Here is a 25993-nt window from a genome sequence, read left to right on the forward strand (position 1 = left end):
GCTACGAAGTCGGCGAGGCGCCGGGAATCCACTAGTCTGCGACGATCACCTCCACCCCTGCTCTCGCAGCGATTTCGGTGGCGTTCCTTGGAATCGAAGCGTCGGTGATCAGGTGGCCCACGGCGGAGAGGGGAGCGATGGTCGTGAAGCTGACGTGGCCCCACTTCGAGCTGTCGGCGATCGCGAAGACCTCGCGGGCTCGGCCGAGTGCTGCTCTCTTCGTCTCCACACCGACCGGGTTGCTGTTCGTGAGGCCCGCTTCCAGGTCCACCCCCGACACCCCCATGAAGAGGATGTCGAAGTTGAGTTCCTCTATCTGCTTCACGGCGGCCAGGCCGGTTGCCCCGAAGATGGTGGCGTCGGTTGGTCCGCCGATCTGGTAAACGTTGAGGTTCGCGTGTGCGACCATCTCTGCCGCGATGTTCACGGCGTGAGTGACGACCCGAGCCGTGAACGGTCCTTGGAGCGAGCGGCGGATCAGGTTGCGAGCCACCTCCATGGCCGTCGTGCCCGTATCGAGGAAGATCGTTTGGCCCGATTCGACCATTGCGGCCGCCGCCCGACCTATCGCTTCCTTCTCGACGCGGTAGCGCTTGTGGCGCAGCCAGTAGCCAGGATCGTTGTCGGAGGCGAGGACCGCGCCACCATGCACGCGCCGCACCATCCCCTTGTGCTCGAGGCGCGTGAGATCCCTTCGGATGGTCATCTCCGAGACGCCGAGTTCGGATGCGACCTGGCTGGTGCTGACGTTCCCGTTGTCTTGGAGTAGCGCCAGCAAGTGTTGCTCGCGATCTACCGTCAGGCCGGTGGACATTGCGCCTCCTGTGAGCTTCAGTGCGTTTGCAGCCTAAACCACCAAAAGCTAACACGTCAAGAGTGGGCGTGCCCCCGCCCTGCACCCCTGGGCACTTGTCCAACTGGTGATCCGATCCGAACTCGGTGCATACCGTCTCCCGAGCATGGCCCGCTGCCTTCGAGGCCCGCCAGGGGGGCGTCCGGCAGCTTGCCGCAAGAAAGCCCTAGACTCTCCTGGTGTCTGCAGCTCTAGCCGGGTTCGGCCTCAGCCTGTCGTTGATCGTGGCGCTGGGGGCGCAGAACGCCTTTGTGCTGCGCCAGGGTCTGCGGCGCGAGCGCGTCGGGTGGGTCGTTGCCATCTGCACACTCTCCGACGCCATCCTCATTGCCGTTGGCGTGGTCGGCCTCGGCTACGTGCTCGAGCTGGTGCCGTGGCTGGCTGACGCCACGCGCTGGCTGGGAGCGGCGTTCCTCCTTGCCTACGCACTCTTCGCAGCCTGGCGCGCCCTGGGGCCCACGGGCGAAGGGCTCATGCCCGCGGCCTCCGGGGTGATGAGCGGCGCAGCGGCACCGCTGGGGCCCGTGGTGCTCATGGCGCTGGCCATGACGTGGCTCAACCCGTCGGTGTACCTCGACACCGCCTTCCTGATCGGCTCGGTGGCAACCAGCCACGGCGACGCCAGGTGGTGGTTCGCGGCGGGAGCCATGGCCGGCAGCGCGCTCTGGTTCGTGGGCCTCGGGTTCGGGGCGCGCTACCTGGGCAGGTGGCTGCGCACGCCACGCTCGTGGCGCGTTCTGGACGGGGTCATCGCGCTACTGCTCGTATACACGGCGGGGCGGTTGGTGGTGGGGTGAGCGCTAAGGCGCCAACGCCGCGGGGCTACACAGATAGTAGGGTCCGCTATCGGCGAGCACTCCCGACTCCGAATAAGACGGAATTAGACAGGAATAAGACGGAATTGACCACGAATAAGGCGGAATGAGACGAGACGCGTGCCCGGCGGACGAAAGCGCCTCGTAAAGTTGATCGATGATCGCCGCTGGCACGAATCGTCGCCGCGACCACGGCAACAGCTACTTGCAGCTAACGCACCCGACCGCCCGCGCCCCTCAAACGTGCCCGTACTTCTCGAGCATCTCCTTGGCGCTCATGCCCTCTTCGCTCAACCTGCGCGCTTCCTCTTCCTGCCTGACTATCGCCTCGGCACGCTCGAGCACCTGGCTCACGTGCTCTTGCGCGATGACGACCACCCCGTCCTCGTCCCCAAGCACGAAATCGTCAAGCGACACGGTGATTAACTCGCCAAGAGCCCCGCGTATCAGAATTGGCTCGCCATGCCGCGTGACGCGCCAGCGGCCCACCGACTGCACGGGGCTCACGTAACGACCGAAGACGGGGAAACCCGTCTCGGAGATGGCCTCCACGTCACGGAAGCCGGCGTCGACTATCGCCCCGCGGCAGCCGCGCTTGGCCATGGTGGCGGCGATCAGGTCGCCGAAGAGGCAGAAGCCGTGCGCGTTGGTGCCGCCCCAGACCGTCACGGAGTCCTCGGGTAGGCCGTCCACCACCTCCAGCTTGAGGCGGTCGGCGCCCTTCGCCACCGAGAGCTGACCCTCGATCGGGTACGCCCAGCCGGCAACGCGGACCCGCTCAAACGTGCGCCGGCGGATGTCGTTGTCCAGCGCCGTCACGGGCCACTCGAGCTCGTCGTAAACGTCGCAGACGATGGCGGTATTGAGCTTCAGGAAACGCTTCCTGATCTGCTCGCGTTCTTTCTTGGTCATGGTCGGTCCTCCATCGAAGGCACTGGACGTCACCGTCTCTCACCCCACCCCGCCCTTATCTCGGTGCTGCTCACGTCGCGCCGGAAGCTGCCCTCCGGCAGTTCCTCGAACAGCCCGCCGAAGCCCTCGGGCACCGGCAGGTCTTTAAGCGTCTTGTAGCCGTCCGCCTTGTCGAGCCTGCCGGCCACCAAGAACGTGCAACCGTGCGCCCCGAACTCCCTGAGGGCCGCCTTCAGCCGCTCCTCCGAACCGCCGTAGAAGCGCGGCTCCAAGATCCTCTCGGCGGTATCGAGGCCGACCACGAACACGCTGCCCGGGAACAGGGCGGCCTTCTCCATGAACAGCGGCGCCCTGGTGAGCGCCAGCGCGCCGCGGCCGGCGAACTGCTGCGCCCGCAAGCGCGCCTCGAAGAGGCCGATGGGCGCCTTCTCGGCGTTGATGAGCGGCAGCTCGAAGAGCGGCGGCAGGCCCATGTGATCGGCGGCGGCCTGCGCCAGGTCGAGGTGGCCCTCGTGCGCCGGGTTGTAGGCGCCCGAGAGGATCACCCAGCGCTGGCCTGAGTTCAGTGCCGGCGACGACACCACGGCGCCGTCGGAACGCACCACGGCGAACTGGCGCTCCCCGCGTTCCACCTCGGCTATCAGCTCGCTGGGGAACAGCTCGATCTCCACTTGTTCGGCGCCGGTGAGCGGAAGGTCGGGCGGCGCCAGCACCCCGCAGGCGTCCGCCACGGCGCGCAGGAGCAGCAAGGAGACGATCTCCTCCTCACCGGCACGGTCGCGCGCGTCCTTCTCGATGGTGAGGGAGTAGGTGGTGATTCCGAAGGCGTCGTGCACGGCGGCGGCCACGCGGTGGTCGCCGCGCTTGGCGCGGTCGGTGGCGATGGTGGCGGAGCTGCCCAGCCCGAACACGGCGTCGGGGGCGTCGGCGTACTGCCGGGCCTGGTCGTACGCGCGCTTCGCCATCGCGCGCGCCACGCGGCGCGAAGTGAAGCGGGCGGGCATGAAGCCCACCCAGTCGTGCATGCTCGCCTCGTTGTAGATGTCCACGGCGCTGAGCACCGTGCGGCTCGACCCCCCAACGCCGTGCAGCCACGCGAGGGCCTGCGCGCCGGCGCCGGCGAACGCCATCACCATCTTGTGCGGCGTGGCGTGGATGGCCGTGGCCAACTCGGAGGGCGTGGCGGCGCGGTGGCGCGGGTCGAGGCCGTTGCTGTCGCCGGGTTTGGACGCTGCGTCCGGTTTTCCACCCTCTTTGCGGGCCTGTGGGCTGGAGGTGCCTTGGGGGAAGGGCCTCATGTCGGCACCATCATGCCACGCCCGAGTTGCTGCGCTAGGCCACGCTCAGCGCGAGAACAGCAGGTCGCCGTCGCTACCGCTAAGCACCAACAGGTCGTCGGCCGTCATGTGGAACGAGGTGACGCCGGCCAGGGTGGCGAGGAACCGCTGTTCCTGGTCCATGGCGCCCTCGCAGTACATCATGGTCGACCCGGCCGGGCCGAAGCCGACCAGGCCGTCGAGGCCGAACTCCACGGCGGCGAAGTAGCGGTTGCAGCCGGTGGTGCCCACCGCCTGGCCGTCGACGATCTCGAGGGTGGCGGGTGAGTCGGCCAGTGCGGGCGTGCCGTTAGTGCCGAAAGACACGAGGTGCCATTCCACGTTCGTGATGGGGCTGCTGGCGTCGAGGGTGCTCACGAGGACGCGCTCCTTGCCGGCGAGCGTGAAGCCGCCCGGGCCGTGGCCGATGGTGGCCTTCTCGGCGTAAACGCCCTGGTCGGTGTTCTCGAAGTAGCCGAGGATCACGGTGTCTTCACCGCACGTGTAGTTGGCGCGGGCGCCGTCAATGGCCAGCGTGGCTCCGAAGCCCGCGTGCAGGCACTCGGTGCCGTCGGCCAGGGTCACGCCGCGGACCTCGAGGGCCACCAGCGAGTCGTCGAGGATGTTCCGGGCGTCGGCGGGATCGTAGGTGATTCGGGTTACTAGCCCGGTCTCGTCTTCGAGGAGCAGGTCGCCCACGAGGGCCACGCCCTCGTTGCAGAAGTGGCTCACCCTGCCGCCGGCCACGCTGACGTTCACTTCGGGGCCGACGGCCTTGCAGGTCGAGCCGTCGGGGAGCACGATGTTCACGCCCTGGGCCGCGGCCAGGCCCGTGAGGGCGAGGGCTAGCACGATCAACGTACGAAGCGCATGGCGCATGGTTGCCTCCTGACGGGCCAACGGGCCCCGCGGTTCTCGCGGGGCCCAAGGCCACATGCTTCCAGGCTAGCCAGCGCAGGTGAGGCGCGCAGGTACCTCTGGTTCAGCGAACGTTCATGGCGCCGCGAAGCTCGGCCTCAGGCAACTTTCATGGCGCCGCGAGGTCCGACGTCAACGAACGTTCATCGCACTGCGACGTCCAGTCTCAACGAACGTTCACTGCGCCCCGGGCACTGGGAACGACCGTCCGGCGCTTACGCTCCCGGGCCGCCCCCGGCGACCGCAGCAGGCGCATGGCGTTGGCTATCACCAGCAGCACCGAGCCCTCGTGCACGAGCATGCCCAGCGCCATGTTCACACGGCCCCAGAGGACGCCCGCCAACAGCAGCGCCACCGTGACGAGGGCGATGAAGATGTTCTGGCGCATGACGGCCACCGTGCGCTTGGCCAGGCCGATGGCGTGGGGCAGCTTGTTGAGGTCGTCGGCCATGAGGGCGATGTCGGCGGTCTCCACGGCGACGGCCGAGCCGGCCGCGCCCATGGCGACGCCAACGTGGGCGGTGGCGAGGGCGGGCGCGTCGTTGACGCCGTCGCCCACCATGGCCACCACGTAGCCGCTCCGGCGGAGCTTGGCGATGGCCTCCAGCTTGTCCTCCGGGAGCAGCGCGGCGCGCACGTCGGTGATGCCGGTTTCGGCGGCGACGGCGTGTGCCACGGCCGGGGCGTCGCCCGTCAGCATGGTCACGTGCCGCACGCCCACGCGCCGCAGGTCCGCCACCAGTGTCCTGGCCTCGGGCCGCAGCGTGTCTGCCACGGCCACCAGGCCGATGGCCTCGCCGTCCAGCGCCACCAGCATGGGTGTGCGACCGGCGGCGGCCACGTCATGGGCGCGGGCGGCCGCGGCCTCTCGACCCCGCACGCCCTCGGCCTCGAGCAACGCCAGGTTGCCCACCAGCACGCGGCGCCCGCCAACGCTGGCGGTGATGCCCTTGCCCGGCACCGACTCGGCGTTCTCCGGCAGGCCGCCCGAGTACACCCCTTCCGCGGTGGCGGCCTTCAACACGGGCGCCGCCAGCGGGTGCTCCGACCCGGCCTCGGCAATGGCGGCCCAGCCCAGGACGCTGCCGCGCGTGTGCCCCTCGCCCAGGACGATCACGTCCGTCAGGCGCGGCGCGCCCTGCGTGAGGGTGCCCGTCTTGTCGAGCGCCACGGCGTTCACGCGCGCGGCCGTCTCGAGGAACTCGCCGCCCTTGATGAGCACGCCGTCCCTGGCCGAGCGCCCGATGCCCGCCACGATGGCCACGGGGATCGAGATGACGAGCGCGCCGGGGCAGCCGATGACGAGGAGGGTGAGGCCCAGCTCGAGGTTCTGGGTCAGGAGGCCGGCGGCCAGCGCCAGCACGATGATGGCCGGCGTGTACCAGGCCGAGAAGCGGTCCATGAACTTCTGCGTGGCCGCCTTGGCGTCTTGCGCCTCCTCCACGCGGTGGATGATGCGGGCCAGCGTCGTGTCCTCGCCCACGCCCTCGGCGCGCACCTGCAGGAAGCCGCCCTTGGAGACGGTACCCGCGAACACCTTGCTGCCCTCCGCCTTGTCGACCGGCAGCGACTCGCCCGTTATCGAGGCCTCGTCCAGCGCCCCCGTGCCGGCCACCACCACGCCGTCCACGGGCACCTTGGCGCCGTTCTTGACGAGCACGGTCTCGCCGACCCTCACCTGCATGGCGCTTATCTCGACCTGCTCGCCGTCTCGCAGCACCACGGCCACGTCCGGCGCCACCTCTACGAGGGCGGCTAGCGCGGAGCGCGTCTTGGCGAGGGTGGCGGTCTCCAGGGCGTGGCCGATGGCGAAGAGGAACGTGACGGCCGCGGCCTCCCAGTACTCGCCGATGAAGAGGGCGCCGATGGCGGCCACGGAGACGAGCAGGTCGATGCCGACCACGCGGACGGCCAGTGCGCTGACGGCGTTCCGGAGGATCGGGGCGCCGGCCACCACCGCGGCGCTCACCATGAGGACGGCGCCCACTACCGGGGCGTCGAGCAGCCCGGCCGCGAACGCCGCCACGATCAGGGCGCCGGAGACTACCGGTACGAACCAGTGGTTACGAGTGGGCACCAAGGCTCCTAGAAAGCCGCCGGCTTGGAACGGTAACCGGCCTTGGCCAGGGCGTCGACGAGGCCTTCGGGGTTCACCTTCGACTCGTCGTGAACGACCTCCACGCGGGAGCTGGCGAAGTGCACCTTTACGGTCTCCACGCCTTCCACGCGGGAGAGCTGCTTCTCGATCTTCGCCACGCAGGAGGGGCATGAGAAGCCCTCGGCGCGGAGCACAGTGCGGGTCTTGACGTCTTGCATGGTGTTCCTCCTTGTCGCCCGGCATGAATCGCCGGGCGGTTGTGACTCGAAGGTACGCCGTGGCCCCGAAGCGTTCCTTGACGCGCATCAAGTTGCGGGGGCCCCGCCCAACATCGGCACTTGCCGAAATGTGCACTGATTCGGGCCCCGTTTATGAGTAGACTTCCTCTACGAGAGGGCCGGATGGCTCCGCTGGTGGGGGATAGTGCCCAGTGCAGGCCGTACGCTGTCGAGCTTGGGGGCGCGTGCGTGCAAGGGGTTACGAACGTGATCGAACCACTCGGCACCGCCTTGGGTGCCATCCAGAAACAACTGGCGCGCCGCAAGCGGGTCGTTTACGGGGTCATCCTCGTGCTCATCGCCTTCGACAGCATGGGCCAGTTGTGGTTCGCGGGCAACACCGCGAACGAGACGATCAGGCTCGGGGTCGCCGGCCTCACCCTCCTCGGCGCGCTGCTCATCTGGTTCGTGCCGCGCCTGGCCCGCGTGGTCGAGTTGGCGGGGTTCAGCCTCGGGGGGCTGGCGACGATCGGCCTACTCTGGCTCACCCTCAACGGCGAGATAGAGTTCCACGCCGAGGCCATCAGGACGTACAGCACCTGGCTGACGCTCTTCTTCGTGTGGGCGTTCCTCGCCCTGGGCAGCCGCCTCGCGCTGGCGGTGAGCGCCGGCATGCTCGCTGCCGGCACGGCGGTGTCGGTGTGGCACGTCGCGACCATCGGCCCGCTGCCCACCAGGGCGGTCGAGACCGAGGCCACGGTGGACTTGGCCCTCATAGGCGTGGGCTACCTCCTGATGCTCTACTTGCTCACTCACTCCCTGGAGCGCCGGAGCGCGGCACTGGCGGCGGAGGAGACGGCCGCCAAGATAATGCTGCTCGACCCGCTCACGGGCACGGCGAACCGCGCGGCGTTCCACCAACTCCACCAGACTTACGTCCGCAACCCCGACGCCAAGCCGTTCGCCCTGTTCCTCATCGACATAGACGACTTCAGGAGCATCAACGAGCGCTTCGGAACCGCCGTCGGCGACGACGTCCTCCGCGAGATGGCGCTGAGGCTCAACAACACCCTGGGCCACGACGCCCGGATCGTCGCCCGTCTCGGGGCCGACGAGTTCGGCGTCATCATCGAGGGGGAGCTCGACGAGGTGCAGGCGGCCGCCGCCGCCACCCTGATCGGGCGGGCGTGCAAGCCGCCGTTCACCGCCGGCGGCGGTCCTCTCCAGGTGACCTGCACCACTGGCATCAGCCGCTTCCCGGCCGACGCGGCCACCCTCGCCGATCAGATAACGCAGGCCGAGGCCGCCGTCGCGAGCGCGAAACGCACGGGCGAGGCGCACCGGTTGGCGGTGGCCGACGCTCGCGAGGCGAAGCTGCTCGCCCTGGCCCGCGACCTGCGGGAGGCCGTGGGCCGCGGCGAGTTGGAGCTCGAGTACCAGCCCATAGGCGCCGTCAGGGCCCAAAGCAGCGAAGAGCGCGCCCTGGGCTACGTGGTCGGCGTGGAGGTGAAGAGCTTCGAGGCCCTGCTGCGCTGGCGGCACCCCACCTTCGGGCTGCTTCCGCCGCTCGAGTTCATCCCGCTGGCCGAGCGCACCGGCCTGATCGTGCCGCTAGGCGAGTGGGTGCTGCACGAGGCGTGCAGGCAGGCCCGCGCCTGGCAGGACGAGGGCGTAGGGCCCTTCGCCGTGAGCGTCAACGTCTCGCCGCACCACTTCGGCCACCCGGGCCTCCTGCCCACCATCGAAGGCGCCCTGAGGGAGTCGGGCCTGGACCCGCACCACCTGGTCATCGAGATCACCGAGACGAGCGCCGATCAGCCCGTGGTCGCCGAGCGCATGGAGCGGATCCGGCGCCTGGGCGTGCGCGTGGCGATCGACGACTTCGGCGCCGGCTACTCCTCCTTGGGCCGCCTGCACGACCTCCCCATCGACTTCGTCAAGCTCGACCGCTCGTTCGTGGCCGACATGGGCCTTACGGACAACCGGTCGGCGATGGTCGTCGGCGCCGCCGTGCAACTCGCCCACGGGCTCGGCGCCCGCGTCGTGGCCGAGGGGATCGAGCGCCCGGAGCAGGCTGCCGCCGTCGCGGAGGTAGGTTGCGACTACATCCAAGGCTTCCTGCTCTCGAAACCCGTGCCCGCCGCCGAGGTTGCGAAGCTCTGGCGCTCGGGCGACACGCGCCACTGGCGCACCGATCAGTCGCTGAACGAGACGACGGCCGTCACCGGCCGGTGGTCCGAGGCGTGACGCCAGGGCGCCACCTTCACCGACAGGGTGGTCAGGTCGCGCGAGTGGAAGACGTAGTCGATCCGCAGCAGCCAGCTCGGTAAGGAGAAGCGCGCCGGCGAACCCTCGGGGGCCCCGCCGTGGAAGGTGCTGCCGAAGCCGAAGCCCAGGGCCCGCCAACTGTCCTCCAGCTCCCGCGTGATGGTGCGGTAGGCGCCGCTGCGCTCGGTGGTGTTGAAGTCGCCCACCGCAAGGAGGGGCGTGCTGGTGTTGCGCGCCAGCTCGGCAAGCGCCTCGGCCACGGCCTCTCGAGAGCCGATGGACCTGGTTATCTCCGCCGGCCAGATCTGCGGGAAGCGGGGCGTGGAGAGGTTGTGGACGTTGACCAGCAACACGTCTCCCCTCGGGTGGTGCACGAGGGTGAGCTGCGGGTTGCGCTCCGACGGCCCGCCGAGGTCGGCTGCCAGCGGCTCCAGCGGGAAGGCGGAGAGGACCCCGAGGCTCCCCCAGTCGCCGCACGGGGGGCAGGGGGCGAGGTCGGCGTACGGGTGGGTGGCCTTCAACCTCTCGGCGAGGGCGACGCCGACGTCCTCGTTCAGTTCCTGCAACGCCACGAGCTGCGCGCCCGACCCCAGGATGGCGGCCTCTAGGTCGTCCAGGTCGCGGTTCCCGGCCTCGACGTTGAAGGTCATGACCGTGATGGTCGAGCCGCGGTCGGGGATGGCGGGGCCCATCGCGCGCGCGGGCAGGAAGGTGCCCAGCCACAAGAAGGCGGCGACGCCGCTTGGCACCAGCAGGGCGAGGAACACGCGCCGTTTGCGGCTGAACCAGGCGAGGACGAGGGCCACGGGCAGCGGCATGAACAGCACGGGCGCCAGGGAGTTGGCGACGAACAGCCACCACCAGCAGTCCGCGAAGGCGAGGTAGAGGGCGAACCACGCCGTCGGCACCATGGCGGCTAGCGCCAGCAGACCCGTGAAGAGGGCGCCCCCGACGCTACGGGCGATGTTTCGTGGCATCGCCGCAGCGTAACGCGGGCGTGTGGGGGCGGGGTGTGGGCGCCGCGAAAGTGGAATGGCGCCGGTGGTGGTGGGCGTAGCGCGGCCGCGTGGGGCACGGGCCGGCGTCCGCGCCCGGGAAGTCCCGGTGCTCGCGCGTAGCGCGGCCGCGTGATGCACGGTGTGTCATCGCTTCCTGTCCGGTCACGAATGTGGTTCCGGTTCCACTTAGGGGCTTTCGCCCCGAGGCGAGGGGGCATACTTGAGGTGTGCTCGCCTGTCGCGGCCCCCGTGAGGCGGTGGTGGGGGAGGCGTTGGTACTTGCTAGTCGGAACGATTCTTAGTTAGGATGGGCCAATGAGCGACCCCACTACAGCCCGGGCCCCAACACCTGCCGAGCGGTTGAAGGCCGAGCTGGTCGAAGAGCGCCGCCAGATCAGGCGGGCCGCCCTCTTCACCGGCCTCACCGCGGTGGGTCTTGCCGTGGGCATCCTGGCCGTGCTCATCGGCCGTTCCGCGAACGGCGTGGACACGGGCTGGCTCGCCGACTACGTGGGCGTCGGGGGAACGGCGGGGGCACTGGCCATCGGGGGCCTGTTGCTGGCTTTCCTCGCGGGCGGCATCCCCGCCTCCATGAAGGCGGTCAGCGTCCTCGTTGAGGAACGCAAGCTCGACATCGACCTGCTGATGGTCCTCGCCGCGGTCGCAGCGGCCCTGGTGGGCGAGGCGCGCGACGGCGCCATCCTCCTCTTCCTCTTCAGCCTCGCCAACACCCTCGAGGACTACGCCTTCTCCACCACCAAGCGCGCCGTGGCGGCCCTAATGGAGCTCAAGCCGGACACGGCCACGCTGGTGGAGGAGGACGGCCTGCGCGAGGTGCCCGCCGACGGCGTGGCGATCGGTTCGTTGGTGCTGGTCCGCCCCGGCGAGAGGGTTCCGCTCGACGGCGTGCTCGTGAAGGGCACGTCGAGCCTCGACCAGTCGCCCATCACGGGCGAGTCCGTGCCGGTGGACAAGGTGGCCGGCGACACGCTCTTCGCGGGCAGCGTCAATGGCTACGGCGCCATCGAGCTGCGCGTCACCAAGGCCGCCTCCGAGTCGACGCTGGCCCGCATGATCGACCTCGTCACCGAGGCGCAAGCGGGCCGCTCGCCCAGCCAGCGCTTCAGCGACTGGTTCGGCGAGCGCTACACGGTGCTCGTGCTGCTCGGCACGGCCGTGGCCCTGGGGGTCTTCCTCCTCACCGGCACGGAGCAGCACGCGGCCTTCTACAAGGCGGCCACCCTGCTCGTGGTCGCGAGCCCCTGCGCCATCGTGATCAGCGTGCCCGCCGCCGTCCTGGCGGCGTTGGCGCGCGCGGCGCGCATGGGTGTGCTCTTCAAGGGCGGCGGCGCGCTGGAGGAGTTCGGCGCCGTAAACATAGTCGCGTTCGACAAGACCGGCACCCTCACCGAGGGCCGCATGCGCGTCACCGAGGTCGTGCCGCTGGCCACCAGCGCCGCCGAGGTCCTCAGCCTGGCCGCCGCCATAGAGGCCTCCTCGGAGCACCCCGTTGCCGAGGCGATCGTGGTGGCGGCCGCTGCGGCGGAGGCGGAGGGCGCGGGGGCGGGTGCGGGTGGCGCGGCGGCCACGGCGGCTGGCGGCGGCGAGCCGGCCCCGGAGCGCTCGGTGAGAGACGCGACGGCCGTGCCCGGCATGGGCATCCGCGCCACCGTGGACGGCAAGCCGCACTGGGCCGGCAACCGCAAGCTGGCGGCCGAGCTGGGCGTGCAACTCACCGCCGACACCGAACGCGCCCTGGCGCTCCTAGAGAGCCGCGGCCAGACCTCCATAATCCTCGGCGACGAGCGCAAGGTCCTGGGGCTGGTGGCGGTGGCCGACACGATCCGTTCCACCGCCGCCGACGCCATCGCCGAGCTGCGCGCGCACGGCGTAAAGCGCATCGCCATGCTCACGGGCGACCACCCGGAGGTGGCGCGCAACGTGGCGCGCGAGCTTGGGATAGCCGAGGCCGACGTTTACGCCGACCTGATGCCGGAGGAGAAGGTAGCCCTTGTCGAGGAGATGAGCAAGAGCGGCAAGGTGGCGTTCGTGGGCGACGGCGTCAACGACGCCGCCGCGCTGGTGAGCGCCTCGCTGGGCGTGGCGATGGGCGTCGCCGGCAGCGACGTGGCACTAGAGGCCGCCGACGTGGCCCTGCTCTCGGACGACCTCTCCAAGCTGCCCCAGGCGCACGACCTGGCCCGCAAGGCGAACGGCGTGATAAGGCAGAACCTGATCTTCGCGCTCGGCATCATGCTCGTCATGGTGGGCATCACGCTCTTCGGGAACCTCCCCCTGCCGCTGGGCGTGCTCGGACACGAGGGTGGCACCATCCTGGTGGTCAGCAACGGCCTGCGGCTGTTGGGCTACTCGCCGCGTCGGCCGCGGCCCCAGGTGGTCGGGGCCCCCGCACCGCAGTTGTCGGACGCTTGAGTGGCGGCCGCGTTGGCGGCCGGGGGTCGCACGTTTGACGCCGGGGGCTGGAGCACGTTGGTCCGCGTCGGCTCGAGCACGCCGGTAGAGCGGGCGCGGGCATCCCGGCCGCCGGGGCTCGACCCGCGCGAACCGTTCGCCCTCTGACCTCCTCGCCGCCTCCACCGACCCCGACCCACTCCCACTAGGCGCCTGCCCAGCGCGGTAACCCTCCCGCAACCCCTCACGCATAACCTCGTTCCCAGGAGGGAAGAGGCATGCGTAGAGCGCCCGCAGAGTTCGGTTCCAGCAGCAAGCGGTCACGCCGTCGCCTCCTGCCCCTGCTCGTCACCACGGTGCTGGTCGGCGTCCTCGGTGCCGCACCCGCCTACCTCGGCGCCCGCGCCGGCCAGGCGTGGAACGCCGCCCCGTTCGCCCTCGAGGCGGCCGCGCCCGCCGTGCTCCAGCAGCAGTTCAACGACTGCGGCCCGGCCGTCGTGGCCACCCTCCTCGAGTGGGCCGGGCGGCCCACGGACCTGGCGACGGTATCGGCGGCGGCCCAGCTCGGCCCCGACGGCCTGAGTCTCGGCGATTTCGCGCGCCTGGCGCACTCGTTCGGCTTCACGGGCGCCTGGTACCGCGTCGAGGCGTCCGACCTGGACACCCTCGGCGGGCCTTTCGTGGCTCACGTGAGGGCGGCCACACCCACCGGCCCCGCCCTCGGTCACCTCGTCGTCGTCTGGGCGGCCGGCCGCGGCGCGGCCCTCGTTACCGATCCGGCCGTGGGCGCCTACACCGTGCCGCTACCCGAGCTTGCCCGCCGCTTCACGGGCAGGGTCTACACGCTCGAGGGTTCAGTGTGAGCCGCTACCTCGCCCCCTCCCTGGTCGGCATGAGCCACTACCTCGCCGCCTCCCTCCTCAGCGCCGCGCTCCTCGCGGCCGCCACTCGACCTTGGGGCGCGGCGGCACTGGCCTGGCCGGCGCTGCTCCCGGCATTCCTGGCGGTCGCCGCCCTCGCCGTGCGCGGGCGCTACCTAGCAGCCGGCCTCTGCGGCTCCTTGGCGGCCCTCGGCTTCACCTCGGTGGCGTACGAGGCCACCCTCGGCCTCTCGCTCATCGCCTACCTCGTCATCGCCCCCGTTGCCGCCCTGCCTTACGGGCTCGCTACGTCCGCGGCGGCTTGGACGATCCGCCGGCTGGGGCGCCGCGTTGCGTGGCTCGCCCTTCCGGCCTTCTGGTGCGGCGCCGAGGTGGTCGCGCGCCAGGAGTGGCTGCTGGGCAGGTGGACCTTGCCGGTGTCGGCCATCGGCTACACGCAGGCCGAAGCCGCCGCCGTCCACCTCGCACGTTTCAGTTCCGTCACCGCGGTCAGCTTTGCCGTGCTGCTAACGAGCGGGCTCCTGCTTGAACTCGTCTCGGGCCGGGGCCCGGCTTCGCGAGTAGCCGCCTCCGGGGGCCTGGCGCTGGTCGCCTTGGTCGTCTGGCTCGCGTGGCGTTCGGCGCCGCCCGCCGTGGCCCTCGGGCACGGCGACGCACTCACGACGGTTGCCGTCGTGCAACCCAACCTCCCCACCTCCGTAAGAGCCGCTGCTCAGCTCGAACCACTCGTGGCGGCCGAGCTCCTCGAACGGTTGCTGCAGCTCACGAGCGCGCCGGAGGCCCAAGCGGCCGACCTGGTGGTCTGGCCTGAGGCCGCATGGCCCGGTTGGGCCCACCGCACGGGCGCAGAAGTTCTACCCCCGGCGCACCTATCACTTGGTAGCCAACCTCCGTTCATCGGCCAACCCCCGTTGCTGCTGGGAGCAGCCAGCATCGATACCGCGACGGGTGCCACGAGCAACGCCGCGCTCGCCTGGACCGGCACCCGCCTCACCCACGTCTTCGACAAGCGGCACCCCGTCCCGCTCGCCGAGGACGGCCTGGCGCGCTCCCACGCGCCCGTGGTCGCCCTCCTCGGCGGCCTCAGGGTCTCTCCGCTCATCTGTTACGACGTCGCCTTCCCGGCCACCGTGCGCGAGGCAGCGCGCGGCGGCGCGGAGCTGCTCGCCGTGCTCACGGACGACACCTTCGCCGCCGGCAGCGACGTTCCACTTCAACACCTACGCGTCGCGCTCCTGCGCGCGGTCGAGACGGGGCTGTGGCTGGTGTTCGCCTCCAACGGCGGACCCAGCGCCCTGATCGACCCTGCCGGGCGGATAGCCGCGCTCTCCCAAGCGGGAGAGCAAGCGGTCATCAGCGCGACGACGAGGCTAGGGACCGGCTCGACCCCGTACCTGCGGTTCGGGGACTGGGCTGGGGCGCTCGCCTGCCTGCTCTGTGTGGGCTTGGCGTGCTTCGCGGGGCTCGAGGGGGGTGCATACAGACGACCGCGTCCCACCTGACGCCCCTCGCCACCTAACTGGAGGAACCATGAAACGCCTCACCCTCTGGTCCGTGAGCACGCTCCTCATGATGCTGCTCGTCGGGCCCGGCCTCCGCGCACAAGCAGGAGCCACTCTCCTCGGCGCGTCCGAACTGGCCGGCATAACCGCCGGCGTCTGCACCACCTGTGCCACCGACCCGGGCGACACGCCACCCCCGCCGCCCAAGAAGACGGGGAAGACCTGGGAGCTCGTGAGCGTCAGCAGCACACCGGCCACCCAGGTCGGTTACACGCTCCTCTACGAGGTCCGCAACTCGACCAGCAAGCCCATGCCGGTCAGCGAGTCGCACTCCAACGAGTGCCGCCACGTCATGACCAGCGGCGGCATAGGCATATCCAAGGGCCTGAACGTGAGCATCGGCACCACGTACTTCTGCGCGCGGACCCTCACGGTCAGCTTCGTGGTCTCCCCGGGTAAACGCGTGAAGCTCTACAAGGGCGACATGCGCTACTACAAGACCTACGTGGTCAGGGAGATGCAATCGTGGAGCGACGGCAGTTCCACGCCCACCGGCCGCACCGACACTGGCAAGGAAGAGAACCGCTACAGCATTTATCATCCAGTCGAGAACCCGCTGTAAGAGAACGCTGGCCGGCGGACCCGCGAAGGTCCGCCGGCCACGACCTACACGACCTGATCTGGGAGGGGAAACAGTGAACGATCAACGAACCGCCAACCGGCCGTCATCCACGAAACGAGAGACGGTGCGCGGCTCCCCGGACCGCAGCTCCCCGGACCGCAGCTCCCAAGGCCGCGGCGCCCCCGGCCGCGTTCTCGCGGCGCTCTCGCTCGCGGTCCTTGGCACCGCCTTCGCCCAAGGCGCCGGTCAACCTACCCCGCCGCCCGTAGTCGGCCTCCACTATCAGGAACTGCTCTCGGGGCAAGACGCCGAGATCGTCATCACCGTTCCCAAGCCCGCTCTCTCTCACTGGGACAGCCTCGCCGTCCAGTCGGACGACCCCTGCCTGTCGCCGGACCTTTCGAGGCTCGAGAACGCCGGCGAGTCGTGGCGGCTACCCGCCCAGGTCGCCGACTCGGAATCCTGCCAGGCAACCGTCACGCTGTCGGTAGCCAAGGGTGAGGAGAAGTGGGCCGCCGCCATTCTGGTCGGCGTCCAGTGGGTGGATTCCGACGTCCCCTCGATCGACGGCCGCACCGCCTCCATGAGCTACGCGGGCAGGTCCGGCCCCGGCACGATGGTGGGGGCCCCGCTCGGCACCGAAGTGCCTCTCATCGAGGCGGCTCTGACCAACGCCGGCAGCGAGCCGCTCACCGCCCTGGGCTTCAGCACGTACCCGCTACTCGACCAGGTCATGGGGCCCACCTTCGTGGCGCGGGTCGAGAGTGGCCTGGTCGAGTACGTGGAGGTGCCCGCGGGCGACGCCCTCGGCACCCTCGCCCCAGGCGAAGCGCTGACCTTCGGCATCCCCATCGACCTCGGAGGACGGCTCGTGACCGGCAACGTGGCCGTGACCCTCGGAACGCTGCCGATGATCGACATCGGCGGCCAACGCTACCGCCTGACCCCGCAGTCCGTTTACACCTTCGAGTTCGGGCCGCCAGGCAGGTGACCAGTGCGGTGACCAGTCCGGAACCGCAGGCGCCACCCGGGACCGCAAGGGGTAACGGGCGAGGGCGGCGATCGCTGGTTGCCCTCGGCGCGCTCGGCGTCCTCGGCCTCGCGAGCTTGGCGGCCGCGCAGGCCGCGTCCACCGACCTCGAAACGCTGCTCGCCGCGGCGCAGGCCCACTACTCCCCGCCCCGCCACCTGCAACTGGAGGCCTCCGACCTCGCCTCGGCCGCGCTCATCCAGGCGCACGCGGTTCTGCCTCGGGTGGGCTTCGAGCAGTCGTTGCGCTGGCGCGGCTACGAGGCGTTCGACCTCCACCTCGGGCTCGACGCGAGCGTTCCGCTGTTCCGCGCCAGAACCGCGCCCATCGCCGAGCTCCAGGCCGAGCGCCAGCGAGACCACGCGGCGAGGGCCGCCGCCGACAAGGCCGCGGCGCACGCCGAGTTCCTCGCCGATGCTCTCGCGCTGGCGCTCGTGCTGCGCCTGGAGGCCGACTCGGGCAGCGCCTTGGAGCGCTTCCGGCTCGAGGTCTGGTCCCCACCCACCTCCGCGGACCAGCTCTTCGCCCTCGCGCCACCGGACCGGGAGTTGCTCGAGCTCTTCCACAGCGTCCAAGGGCTCCATGCGTTCTCCCGCCAGCACGTGTCCGAGCTGAAGGAGCGCCTATCGCAGGCCACCGGCGGCCCCGTGGACCGCGAGACCTGGCCCGGTTTCGACGAGCTCCTCGCTGCCATCGACTTGGAGCCACCACCACGACAGTCCTGCGTCGAGGCGTCGCCAGACGGTCGCGCCGCCATCAGCCGGCACCGGCAGCGGCTCCTCGACCTTGCCGTGGACCGAACCCTCGACGTTCAGGTCAACCTCGTGGGGTCCGTCGCCTATGACGACACGCTCGGCCTCGCCGCGCCGGCGGGCTCCAACTCGACGCGCGCCCAACTGGGCCTCGAGGCGCGCATCTACCTGCCGGACGACTGGCCCGTCGTGGCCGACGTCGGCGCCCGCATGGGCCTCGACGGGGCAGACCAGAGCCTACGGGTCGAGTGGCCACCCGCTCCCTCCGGCCCGAACGCCGACGCGGCAACGGCACGCGCGGACCTCGACCTGGCCGACGCACTCGAGTACCTCGAGGGGCAAGTAGCCGCCTCGCTGCGCGCCCACGACGAGGCACTCGCGGGCGTGAACGAGGCCGAAGCGCGGCTGCTGTGGCTCGCGCGTGACCACCATCCCGACGGCTCCAGCCTGGCCTCGGCCCGAGCCGCGGCCTGGGCGCGGTTCCCGGACCCGGTCGTCGACCTGTACGCCGTTTCCCACCGGGCCGACGTCGCCTTCGCGCAGTTGGCTCTCGCACGCACGGCGCTCGACCTGCAGGTCCTCTGCGGCACGGGTGACGGCAGTTGGGCCGCGGGGCTCAGCGGTCTTGCAGCTGGACATGGCAGTCGGGCCGCTGACCTTGGCAGTCAGGCCGCGGGTGGGCTCTGAGGTGAGGCGTTGCCTCAGGCGAGCGGCGGTGTGGCTCCTCGCCCTCGGAGGGGTGGCGCTTACGTCACTCGGCCTGGCCTTGGGGGCGGAAGCCTGGACCGGGGCGCGAAGCCTGCCGCCGTGGGCGCCGAGCCCGCCCTACTGGTTGGGCCGGGCGCTCACACTGCTGCCCGGCGACGGTATCGAGACGCTGCCCATGAAGTGGCTGCGGCTATCGGCCCGCTGGCCACGACCGGCCGTCGCCCTCCCGCCTTGGACGGCGCTTCAGGTCCGCGCCCTGACCGGTCTCAGCCCGGGCGGCTACCAGGGCTGGACCGACGGCCATGACGGCCGGCTGGCGCTTCACGGCCACCCCTGCACTGCCGAAGACCCGCTCGTAGCGCTTACGTTGAACCTTGGCGCAGGCGAGGTGCCCGTGGGCCTACGTCACCTGAGCCTCACCGAGGTCGCAAACGGTGCGGGGTACACTCTCCCCGTAACCCTGATCGAGGCCCCGTTGCCGGCCGGCGACTACGCACCCACCGCCACCGCGAGGTGCCGCTCCGGCCGCGAGGCCCGGCACGCGCTGGGCGCCGCCCAAGTGCTCGAGGCGCCAGGCAACCCGGCGGGGCTCGAGCTCCGCTCCGCCAGTTCGCTAGGCCACGCGGGCCTGCCGGCCGAGCTCGTGCTCTTCAACCCCGGGCCCGGCGCGGTGCGCCTCGAGGCCGCCCACATCGGGCCAAGGGCCGCCTCCTCGGGCAGGGTCCTCGCCGGTGCCGGCAGCTTGGAACTCGTGGCCCGGTGGCGCGCCGGCATCGCCACGGGCGCGCTGACGGGGGCGGGCGCCGTGGCAGCCGGCCCTCGAGCCGCAGGCACCGGAGCGACTGGGGCAGCAGCGCCAGTCACTGGGGCGACGGGCGCCGTAGCGCTCACCGCCCCGCCGGCCGCGGTCGCCACTGACCACCTGTCCCCCTGGGACGCCGCCTACAGGGCCGAGGACGACCCCCGCAACCTGCTCCCGAGGCCCACCCACGACCTCGCGCTCGACGTCGCCCCGAACGAGTACGCCATCATCGCCGTCACGACCGCCTCCTTCCACGAGACCCGCCCGGCACTGCCGCAACTCTTCTACCCGCTCGTCGAGTACGTCACGGACGCTCTCGAGCCGGGCGGGCTGGTCGTGCGCGACGAGTTGATGGCGGGCTGGTCGGGGCGTTGAGTCGGGGCGTTTAGCAAGCCCCTGTGCTACAGTTGTCATTTGCCGCGCGTCATTCCGGGCCCGCCCGGAAGTGCGTGGTGGCGAGCTGATGCTGGGAAGGGCTAGCGCGGGCCGAACCTCGGCCCGGCGCGTCGTGCCGCGACCGATGCGGCCGCGCCGCGTCCCCGCGAGGGGCCAGGGGCCACCAGCCTGGAAGGAGGTGCACATGCCGAACAACACCAAGTACGATCTCAACGTCATCCTCGACCCGAGCCTGAGCGAGCAGCAGGTCCAGTCGGAGAAGGACGCCGTGACGCTCCAGGTGGAGCGCGCGGGGGGTGAGATCCTCGAAGTCGACGAGTGGGGCATGCGCCGTCTGGCGTACCCGATCCGCAAGGGCAACGAGGGTTACTACCTCATCTATCGCCTACACTTGACCGGCGAAACCCCCAAGACCATCGAAGCAGCGTTACGCCAGCGCGATAACGTCATGCGAGTCCTGGTCGTCCGGGAACGCCCGGAGTGGAAGACGAAGAAGGAGCCCAAGGTCGAGGCAAAGGCCGAGGCCGCTGCCTAACCCAAGAACTTAGTGACGAGTGGTTGGAGAGTCACCTCATGGCACGTGGTTTGAACAACGTATACCTGGTCGGCACGCTGGTTCAGAAGCCGGAGCTGCGCTATACCCCCGGTGGGTTGGCCATCCTGGAGATGAACGTGGCGGGCAACGACAACGTCATGGGTGATGACGACCGCCTTCGCGAATTGGCCTGGTACCACCGCGTCACCCTCTTCGGTGCACAAGCGGAGATGATGGCCGATCAGTTGCAAGAAGGCAGCGCCGTGTTCGTCGAAGGGCGCCTCAACTACCGCTCCTGGGAAGCCCAGGACGGCCAGAAGCGCTCCGCCCTCGACGTCAACGCGCAACGCGTCGAATTGCTTACCCTGGGCATCCGCACCGGTGAGGCCACCGTCATCGACGCTCGCGGCCAACACCGGCTGAAGGACGCGCTCAACCAGGTGCTCATCGTGGGCAACCTCACGCGCGACGCCGAGATGCGTTCCACGCCCTCCGGGGCGTCGGTCACGCGCTTCGGGGTGGCGGTCAACGAGCGCTTCCGCGGCAAGGGCGGCGACGATCAAGAACGCACCCATTTCGTGGAAGTCACCGTGTGGCGCGAACTCGCGGAAGGCTGCGAGTCGCTGCGCAAGGGTGACGGCGTGTTCGTGATCGGCAGGCTCGTCAACGATTCTTGGACGGACAAAGAAGGCAACCGCCGGTTCACGACGCGGCTAGAAGGTCAACGCGTCGAGTTCCTCACTCGCGGTCCCGGCAGCGGTGGAGCCGGAACCCGCACGGAGCGCAGCGACGCTACGGGCGCCCAGGCGAGACCGTCGACGTTAGACATCGACGAAGAGTTTCCACCAGAAGAGGACCTACCCTTCTAGATGGCAAGAGAAGCAAGAGACAAGGGCGGCGATCGCCGCCGCGGACGTGGGGGCGGCCGTCGCGGCCGCAGGCCACGCGTATGCCCGTTCTGTGCGGGTGAGTACGAGATCATGGATTACCACGACGGCCGGGTTCTGAGGCGCTTCATCTCCGATACCGCCAAGATCCTGCCCCGTCGCCGCACCGGCGTGTGCGCCAGGCATCAGCGTCGGCTCGCCACCACCATCAAGCGTGCGCGCATGCTCGCGATCATCCCGATCACCGAGAAGCTGGTGCGGAAGTGAACGTCATCCTCCTCGAGCCCGTCGAGAAGTTGGGCGAGGCGGGCAGTATCGTCAGGGTGAAGGACGGGTACGCCCGCAACTACCTCGTGCCGCAGGGCCTCGCGCTGCCGGCCACCAAGTCGAACCAGGCCGAGTTGCAGGCGCGGCTGGCGCAAAGGGCCCGCCAACTGTCGGAGCGCAAGTCCGACGCGGAGCGCCTTTCCGAGATGCTGGGCGACGCCCACATCGAGATCCGCGTGAAGGCCGGCGAAGGCCGCATCTACGGCTCGGTCGGCAACCGCGACATCGCGGACGCCCTCAAGGCCGCCTACGACGTGGAGATCGACCGCCGCAAGGTCGTCCTCGACGAGCCCATCAAGGTGACGGGCGAGTTCGTCGTCCCCTACCGCCCACACCCCGAGGTCACCATCGACCTAAAGGTGTTGGTCGTCGCCGAGGGTGAGGCCTGAACCAGGGCTTCCGCAGCGGCCACGCGCCGCCAGGAACCAAGCTAACCGCGGCCGGCTTCAACCGGCCGCGGTTACTTTTGGCTTGTTTGCCCTAGAAGCCGTTTGGGTCGCCGGTGGAGCCTGCCCTTCAACGATCCCGTGCCTCCACGGGCCCTTGGCCCGAGGAGCGCCCGGCCCGGCGAAACCTCAGCTCAGCGGTAGCGCTCCACTCGGATGAGGTTGGTTGACCCGCGCATGCCGAACGGCACCCCTGCCGTTATCACGTAGCGCGACTCTGGCTCCATGAGGCCCGTGGCCTGAATGGCGGCCTTGGCCACCGTCACCATCTCGTCGGTGTTGTGGATGTCCTCGCTCAGGTAAGGGACGACGCTCCACGCGACCATCATCTGACGCAGGGCGCGCGGGTTAGGCGTGATGGCGAGGACCGGCGTTGGCGGCCGGTTGCGCGAGACGCGCATGGCGGTGCTGCCGCTCGAGGTGAAGGTGACGATCAGCTGCGCGTCCAGGTTGTAGGCGATCTCGACCGCTGCCAGCGCCACACCGTCGGCCGTGGACGTGTCGGCGGTGGGCACGAGCTGGCGCATCGCGTTTCGGTATTCGGGCGAGCTCTCGACGACCCGCGCGATCCGGTCCATCATGCGCACGGCGTCTACCGGGTAGGCGCCCACTGCCGTCTCGGCCGAGAGCATGACGGCGTCGGTGCCGTCGAAGATGGCGTTCGCGACGTCGGAGGCCTCCGCCCGAGTGGGGCTGGGGTTGGTGATCATCGACTCGAGCATCTGCGTGGCGGTGATGACGGGCTTGCCCGCCTGCATGCACTCGCTGATGAGGTGCTTCTGGATCAGGGGCACGCGCTCGGCGGGCATCTCCACCCCGAGGTCGCCTCGGGCCACCATCACCCCGTCCACCTCCTCGAGGATCTCGGTGAAGCGGTCCACGGCGCTGGGCTTCTCGATCTTGGCCATGAGCTTCGCCTGCGAGCCGGCCCTGGCCAGGTAGTGGCGGGCGAGCAGCAGGTCGTCGCGGGTGCGCACGAAGCTCATGGCGACCCAGTCGACATCGAGCTCGACCCCGAAGCGCAGGTCCTGAACGTCCTTGTCCGTGAGCGCCGGAAGGCTCAAGTGCGCCCCGGGGATGTTTATGCCCTTGTTGTTGCTCAGTTCGCCGCCGACCACCACCAGCGTGTTGATGTTCGGGCCCTCGACGGACGTGACGCGCAGCTCGAGCCGCCCATCATCGAGCAGCAACGTGTCGTCTACCTTGAGGTCGCCGCACAGGTTGGTGTAGGTGACGCCGACGCGCGTGGCGTCACCGGGGCTGTCGTCGTCGCACGTAAGGGTGAACTGCTCGCCGGCCTCGAGGGTGACCTTGCCGTTCTTGAAGTGAGTGACGCGGATCTTGGGGCCCTGGAGGTCCTGCAGGATGCAGACCGCCATCTCCAGCTTGTCCGCGGTGCTGCGGATGGCCTCGACAGTGGCGCGGTGCACCTCCGGCTCGCCGTGCGAGAAGTTGAGGCGGAACACGTTCACGCCGGCCCGGAGGAGCTTCTCGATCATCTCGGGTGTGTCGGTTGCCGGCCCCAGGGTGGCGACGATCTTCGTGCTGCGAACGGGCCTCATCGCTTGTATGCCGCCTTGCCAAGGTAACGCGCAGCGTCCCCGAGTTCTTGTTCGATGGCCAGTAGGCGGTTGTACTTGGCCACCCTGTCGGAGCGGCTCGCGGAGCCGGTCTTGATCTGCCCGGCGTTGACGGCGACGGCCAGGTCGGCGATGAACGTGTCCTCGGTCTCGCCGGACCGGTGGCTCACGACGTTGCGGTAGCCGTAGGTCTTGGCGAGCTCCATGGCGTCCATCGACTCGGTGAGGGTGCCGATCTGGTTCACCTTGATGAGGATCGAGTTGCCGACGTGCTCGTCGATGCCCCGCTGCAGCCTTGCGGTGTTGGTGACGAAAAGGTCGTCCCCAACGAGCTGAACTCGGTGGCCGATGGCCTTGGTGAGCTTGGCCCAGCCGACCCAATCGTCCTCCGCGAGGCCGTCCTCGATGGACACGATCGGGTAGCGGTCGACCCAGTCCTGCCAGTAGGCGATCATGCCGTCGGAATCGAGTTCCTTGTCCTCGGCCCGGAGCTTGTAGAGGCCACCCTCGTAGAACTCCGTGGAGGCCGGGTCGAGCGCGATGCCGATCTCGTCGCCGGGTGTGTAACCCGCCTTCTCGATGGCCTCGAGCATCACCTCGATGGCCTCGCGGTTGCTCTTCAGGTCGGGGGCGAAACCACCCTCGTCGCCTACGTTCGTGTTGTAGCCGCGCTTTTCGAGCACCTTCTTCAGGTGATGGAAGGTCTCGACGCCGGCGCGAAGGGCGCTGCCGAAGGTGGGGAGACCCAGCGGCACGAGCATGAACTCCTGCATGTCGACGGCGTTGTCTGCGTGCTCCCCGCCGTTGATGACGTTCAGCATGGGCACGGGCAGCACGCGCCCGTTGGGGCCACCGAGGTAGCGGTAGAGCGGCAGTTCGAGGGCGGAAGCGGCCGCCCTGGCCGTCGCGAGTGACACGGCGAGGATGGCGTTGGCGCCGAGCTCGCCCTTGTTGGGCGTGCCGTCGAGCTCGCACATGGTGCGGTCGACGTTGGCCTGCTCGAGCGCGTCCAGGCCGATCATCTCAGGAGCGATGCGCTCGTTCACGTTCTGGACGGCTTTCGTAACGCCCTTGCCCAGGTAGCGGCCGCCCCCGTCGCGCAACTCGACCGCCTCGTGGGCCCCGGTGCTTGCGCCCGAGGGCACGGCGGCCATACCCCTCGCGCCGCCGGCTAGCGTGACGACTGCGCCGACGGTCGGGTTGCCGCGCGAATCGAGTAGTTCGAGCGCGCGCACGTCTTCGATGGTTGTCATCGGTCCTCCTGATGCTCAGGACTACGAAGTCCTGAGCGGTACCACCATGGCTAGGTAACTCGGGTCACCGAGGTCGGTGACCACGCTCGGTGCGGAGTTGGAACCCGAGAAGCTCAGGCGCATGTCTCCGCCGACCGGGGTCAGCGCATCGACCAAGTACTTGCTGTTGTAGGCCAGGCCGATCTCGGAGTCGGTTCCCTCCTGCATGACGGAGATGGCCTCCTGGCTGCGGCCGAAACTTCCTTCGGCCGTGATCTGCAATTCCCCGTCCTTGATGAACAGGTCGACGCGGTTGTTGGCTGTCTTATCGGCCATCAGCGCCACGCGCGCCACCGCCTCGGAGAGATAAGTGGCGTCGAGCGTGATGCTCACGGGGAAGTTCTTGGGGATGACCCGCTCGTAATCGGGGAACGCGGCCTCCATGAGTTTGAGGTTGAGTGCGTAGTTGCCGTGCTCGACGCTCAGTTGTCCGGGCTCGAGGGCGAGCTTTACCTCGCCGTCGCCAAGCACGCGCAGCAGCTCGTCGATGCTCCGCGCCGGAACGATGATGTCTGCCGCTATGCCCGAGGCCTCTTCGAGGTCGTAGTAGGCGAGCCTGAACCCGTCGGTGGCGACGGCGCGCGTGCGCTCGTCGGTCATCTCGAGCTTGACGCCCCGGAAGACGGCCTGGAAATCTGCCACTGCGGCCGCGTACTTCACCGCCGTGAGGGCACGGGCGAACCCCGCGCCGCCGAGGGCGCCCTCGTGTTCGGCCCTGAAGTTCAGCACCGGGGCCGACGCCGGCGACATCAACTGCAGCTTGGTGGCGTAAGTGCCGGAGCTGATCTGCAGGTCGTCTTCGCCGAACTCGAGGGTGACGTCCTCGGCCGGCAGTGCCCTTACGACCTGGCTGAAGACGTGCCCTACCACGGCGTAGCTGCCCTGCCCGGGAGCGTCCGCCGCAAAGCGCGCGCGAATGTCGACGTCCATGTTCGACCCGCTGAGTTCCATGCCGGAATCGTTCACGTCTATGCGCAACAAGCTCAGGCCAGGGTTACTGGACCGGCTGGGAACGATACGTTCGACGCGTGCGAGCGTTTCGGCGAGGCTCTTCTTTGGGACGAGCACCTTCATGCGACTCTCCTGGGGTCCATCGGTTAAGCACCCAAGGCCCGAGCACGGCTGCCTGGGCACGACAGGTACACGGCTATGCGCCGCCGCGGGGCCCGTTTCGGGTGCCCGGGGTAGAGCATACATCGTCAGGAGCGCGCTCTGCGTGGCGACACCCTCGCCTGGAACGCCCTGTTCATGCTCTGGGTGGCCTTCCACCCGGTGATGACCGCGCTCCGATCCCGCCTCGACGATACGTTTCTCGTTCTCGGGCTCCTCGACCTACTAGGCAGTTGCCCAGAGCGACGGGGCGGTTGACTGGAATCTCTGTATCTCGAAGAACCAAACCCCTTAGTAGTAGGGGGTGTGGAATGT

General features: G+C 69.5%; 23 protein-coding genes. 13 read left to right on the top strand and 10 right to left on the bottom strand.

Annotated features, from left to right (window positions below):
* Window positions 1-31: 31 nt before the first annotated feature.
* A complete protein-coding gene (locus tag ROY82_12460) occupies window positions 32-814 on the bottom strand; it encodes a DeoR/GlpR family DNA-binding transcription regulator (GenBank protein MDT3683272.1) in 783 nt (260 codons plus the stop codon).
* 218 nt (window positions 815-1032) lie between these two features.
* On the opposite strand from ROY82_12460, the gene ROY82_12465 reads away from it, so the two are divergent.
* Window positions 1033-1650, top strand: coding sequence for a LysE/ArgO family amino acid transporter (locus ROY82_12465; GenBank protein MDT3683273.1), 618 nt, complete (start codon window positions 1033-1035; stop codon window positions 1648-1650).
* Between the two features lie 255 nt (window positions 1651-1905).
* On the opposite strand, the gene ROY82_12470 is transcribed toward ROY82_12465, so the two are convergent.
* From ROY82_12470 to ROY82_12490, 5 genes are all read right to left on the bottom strand, one after another.
* Window positions 1906-2580 (bottom strand): RraA family protein, encoded by a 675-nt coding sequence (locus ROY82_12470; protein MDT3683274.1) that lies wholly within the window; start codon window positions 2578-2580, stop codon window positions 1906-1908.
* 29 nt (window positions 2581-2609) lie between these two features.
* On the bottom strand, window positions 2610-3878 hold the full coding sequence (locus ROY82_12475; protein ID MDT3683275.1) for a hypothetical protein: 1269 nt from the start codon (window positions 3876-3878) through the stop codon (window positions 2610-2612).
* A gap of 45 nt (window positions 3879-3923) precedes the next feature.
* Entirely contained in the window at window positions 3924-4775 is an 852-nt protein-coding gene (locus ROY82_12480; GenBank protein ID MDT3683276.1) for an META domain-containing protein, read from the bottom strand.
* Between the two features lie 205 nt (window positions 4776-4980).
* Window positions 4981-6891 carry a cation-translocating P-type ATPase gene (locus tag ROY82_12485; GenBank protein ID MDT3683277.1) on the bottom strand — a complete coding sequence of 637 codons (1911 nt, stop codon included), beginning with the start codon at window positions 6889-6891 and terminating at the stop codon, window positions 4981-4983.
* 8 nt (window positions 6892-6899) lie between these two features.
* On the bottom strand, window positions 6900-7130 hold the full coding sequence (locus ROY82_12490) for a heavy-metal-associated domain-containing protein (protein ID MDT3683278.1): 231 nt from the start codon (window positions 7128-7130) through the stop codon (window positions 6900-6902).
* 267 nt (window positions 7131-7397) lie between these two features.
* Between ROY82_12490 and ROY82_12495 the strand changes: the two genes are divergently transcribed.
* The gene (locus ROY82_12495; protein ID MDT3683279.1) at window positions 7398-9377 is read left to right on the top strand and encodes a bifunctional diguanylate cyclase/phosphodiesterase; all 1980 of its coding nucleotides are present in this window, start codon (window positions 7398-7400) and stop codon (window positions 9375-9377) included.
* On the opposite strand, the gene ROY82_12500 is transcribed toward ROY82_12495, so the two are convergent.
* Window positions 9326-10375, bottom strand: coding sequence for an endonuclease/exonuclease/phosphatase family protein (locus ROY82_12500; GenBank protein MDT3683280.1), 1050 nt, complete (start codon window positions 10373-10375; stop codon window positions 9326-9328). The genes ROY82_12495 and ROY82_12500 overlap by 52 nt on opposite strands.
* 336 nt (window positions 10376-10711) lie before the next feature.
* Between ROY82_12500 and ROY82_12505 the strand changes: the two genes are divergently transcribed.
* The 11 genes from ROY82_12505 (at window position 10712) to rplI (ending at window position 21639) form a co-directional block, all read left to right on the top strand.
* Window positions 10712-12829 (top strand): cation-translocating P-type ATPase, encoded by a 2118-nt coding sequence (locus ROY82_12505; GenBank protein MDT3683281.1) that lies wholly within the window; start codon window positions 10712-10714, stop codon window positions 12827-12829.
* Window positions 12830-13086: 257 nt separating this feature from the next.
* Complete coding sequence (locus ROY82_12510) at window positions 13087-13671, top strand: cysteine peptidase family C39 domain-containing protein (GenBank protein ID MDT3683282.1); 585 nt, start codon at window positions 13087-13089, stop codon at window positions 13669-13671.
* The gene (locus ROY82_12515) at window positions 13668-15191 is read left to right on the top strand and encodes an apolipoprotein N-acyltransferase (GenBank protein MDT3683283.1); all 1524 of its coding nucleotides are present in this window, start codon (window positions 13668-13670) and stop codon (window positions 15189-15191) included. The genes ROY82_12510 and ROY82_12515 overlap by 4 nt, the downstream gene beginning before the upstream one ends.
* 28 nt (window positions 15192-15219) lie before the next feature.
* Window positions 15220-15813 (top strand): hypothetical protein, encoded by a 594-nt coding sequence (locus tag ROY82_12520; protein ID MDT3683284.1) that lies wholly within the window; start codon window positions 15220-15222, stop codon window positions 15811-15813.
* 73 nt (window positions 15814-15886) lie between these two features.
* Window positions 15887-16804: a hypothetical protein gene (locus ROY82_12525; protein MDT3683285.1), complete on the top strand. Its 918-nt coding sequence runs from the start codon at window positions 15887-15889 to the stop codon at window positions 16802-16804.
* Window positions 16805-16812: 8 nt separating this feature from the next.
* Window positions 16813-18282 carry a hypothetical protein gene (locus ROY82_12530; GenBank protein ID MDT3683286.1) on the top strand — a complete coding sequence of 490 codons (1470 nt, stop codon included), beginning with the start codon at window positions 16813-16815 and terminating at the stop codon, window positions 18280-18282.
* Window position 18283: 1 nt separating this feature from the next.
* Window positions 18284-19480: a hypothetical protein gene (locus ROY82_12535; protein MDT3683287.1), complete on the top strand. Its 1197-nt coding sequence runs from the start codon at window positions 18284-18286 to the stop codon at window positions 19478-19480.
* Between the two features lie 205 nt (window positions 19481-19685).
* Entirely contained in the window at window positions 19686-20036 is a 351-nt protein-coding gene (gene rpsF, locus ROY82_12540) for a 30S ribosomal protein S6 (GenBank protein MDT3683288.1), read from the top strand.
* Window positions 20037-20074: 38 nt separating this feature from the next.
* A complete protein-coding gene (locus ROY82_12545) occupies window positions 20075-20905 on the top strand; it encodes a single-stranded DNA-binding protein (protein MDT3683289.1) in 831 nt (276 codons plus the stop codon).
* On the top strand, window positions 20906-21190 hold the full coding sequence (gene rpsR / locus ROY82_12550) for a 30S ribosomal protein S18 (GenBank protein MDT3683290.1): 285 nt from the start codon (window positions 20906-20908) through the stop codon (window positions 21188-21190).
* Complete coding sequence (gene rplI, locus ROY82_12555; GenBank protein ID MDT3683291.1) at window positions 21187-21639, top strand: 50S ribosomal protein L9; 453 nt, start codon at window positions 21187-21189, stop codon at window positions 21637-21639. Before rpsR ends, rplI begins: the two co-directional genes overlap by 4 nt.
* Window positions 21640-21830: 191 nt before the next feature.
* On the opposite strand, the gene pyk is transcribed toward rplI, so the two are convergent.
* Genes pyk through dnaN form a run of 3 tightly spaced genes read right to left on the bottom strand, consistent with a single transcriptional unit; the run spans window position 21831 to window position 25642 of the window.
* A complete protein-coding gene (gene pyk / locus ROY82_12560) occupies window positions 21831-23258 on the bottom strand; it encodes a pyruvate kinase (protein ID MDT3683292.1) in 1428 nt (475 codons plus the stop codon).
* Window positions 23255-24529, bottom strand: a complete 1275-nt coding sequence (gene eno, locus ROY82_12565; GenBank protein ID MDT3683293.1) for a phosphopyruvate hydratase — start codon at window positions 24527-24529, stop codon at window positions 23255-23257. The genes pyk and eno overlap by 4 nt, the downstream gene beginning before the upstream one ends.
* Window positions 24530-24550: 21 nt before the next feature.
* Window positions 24551-25642: a DNA polymerase III subunit beta gene (dnaN, locus tag ROY82_12570; protein MDT3683294.1), complete on the bottom strand. Its 1092-nt coding sequence runs from the start codon at window positions 25640-25642 to the stop codon at window positions 24551-24553.
* Window positions 25643-25993 lie beyond the last annotated feature (351 nt).

This window comes from Truepera sp. (assembly GCA_032027045.1).
Lineage (GTDB): Bacteria > Deinococcota > Deinococci > Deinococcales > Trueperaceae > JAAYYF01.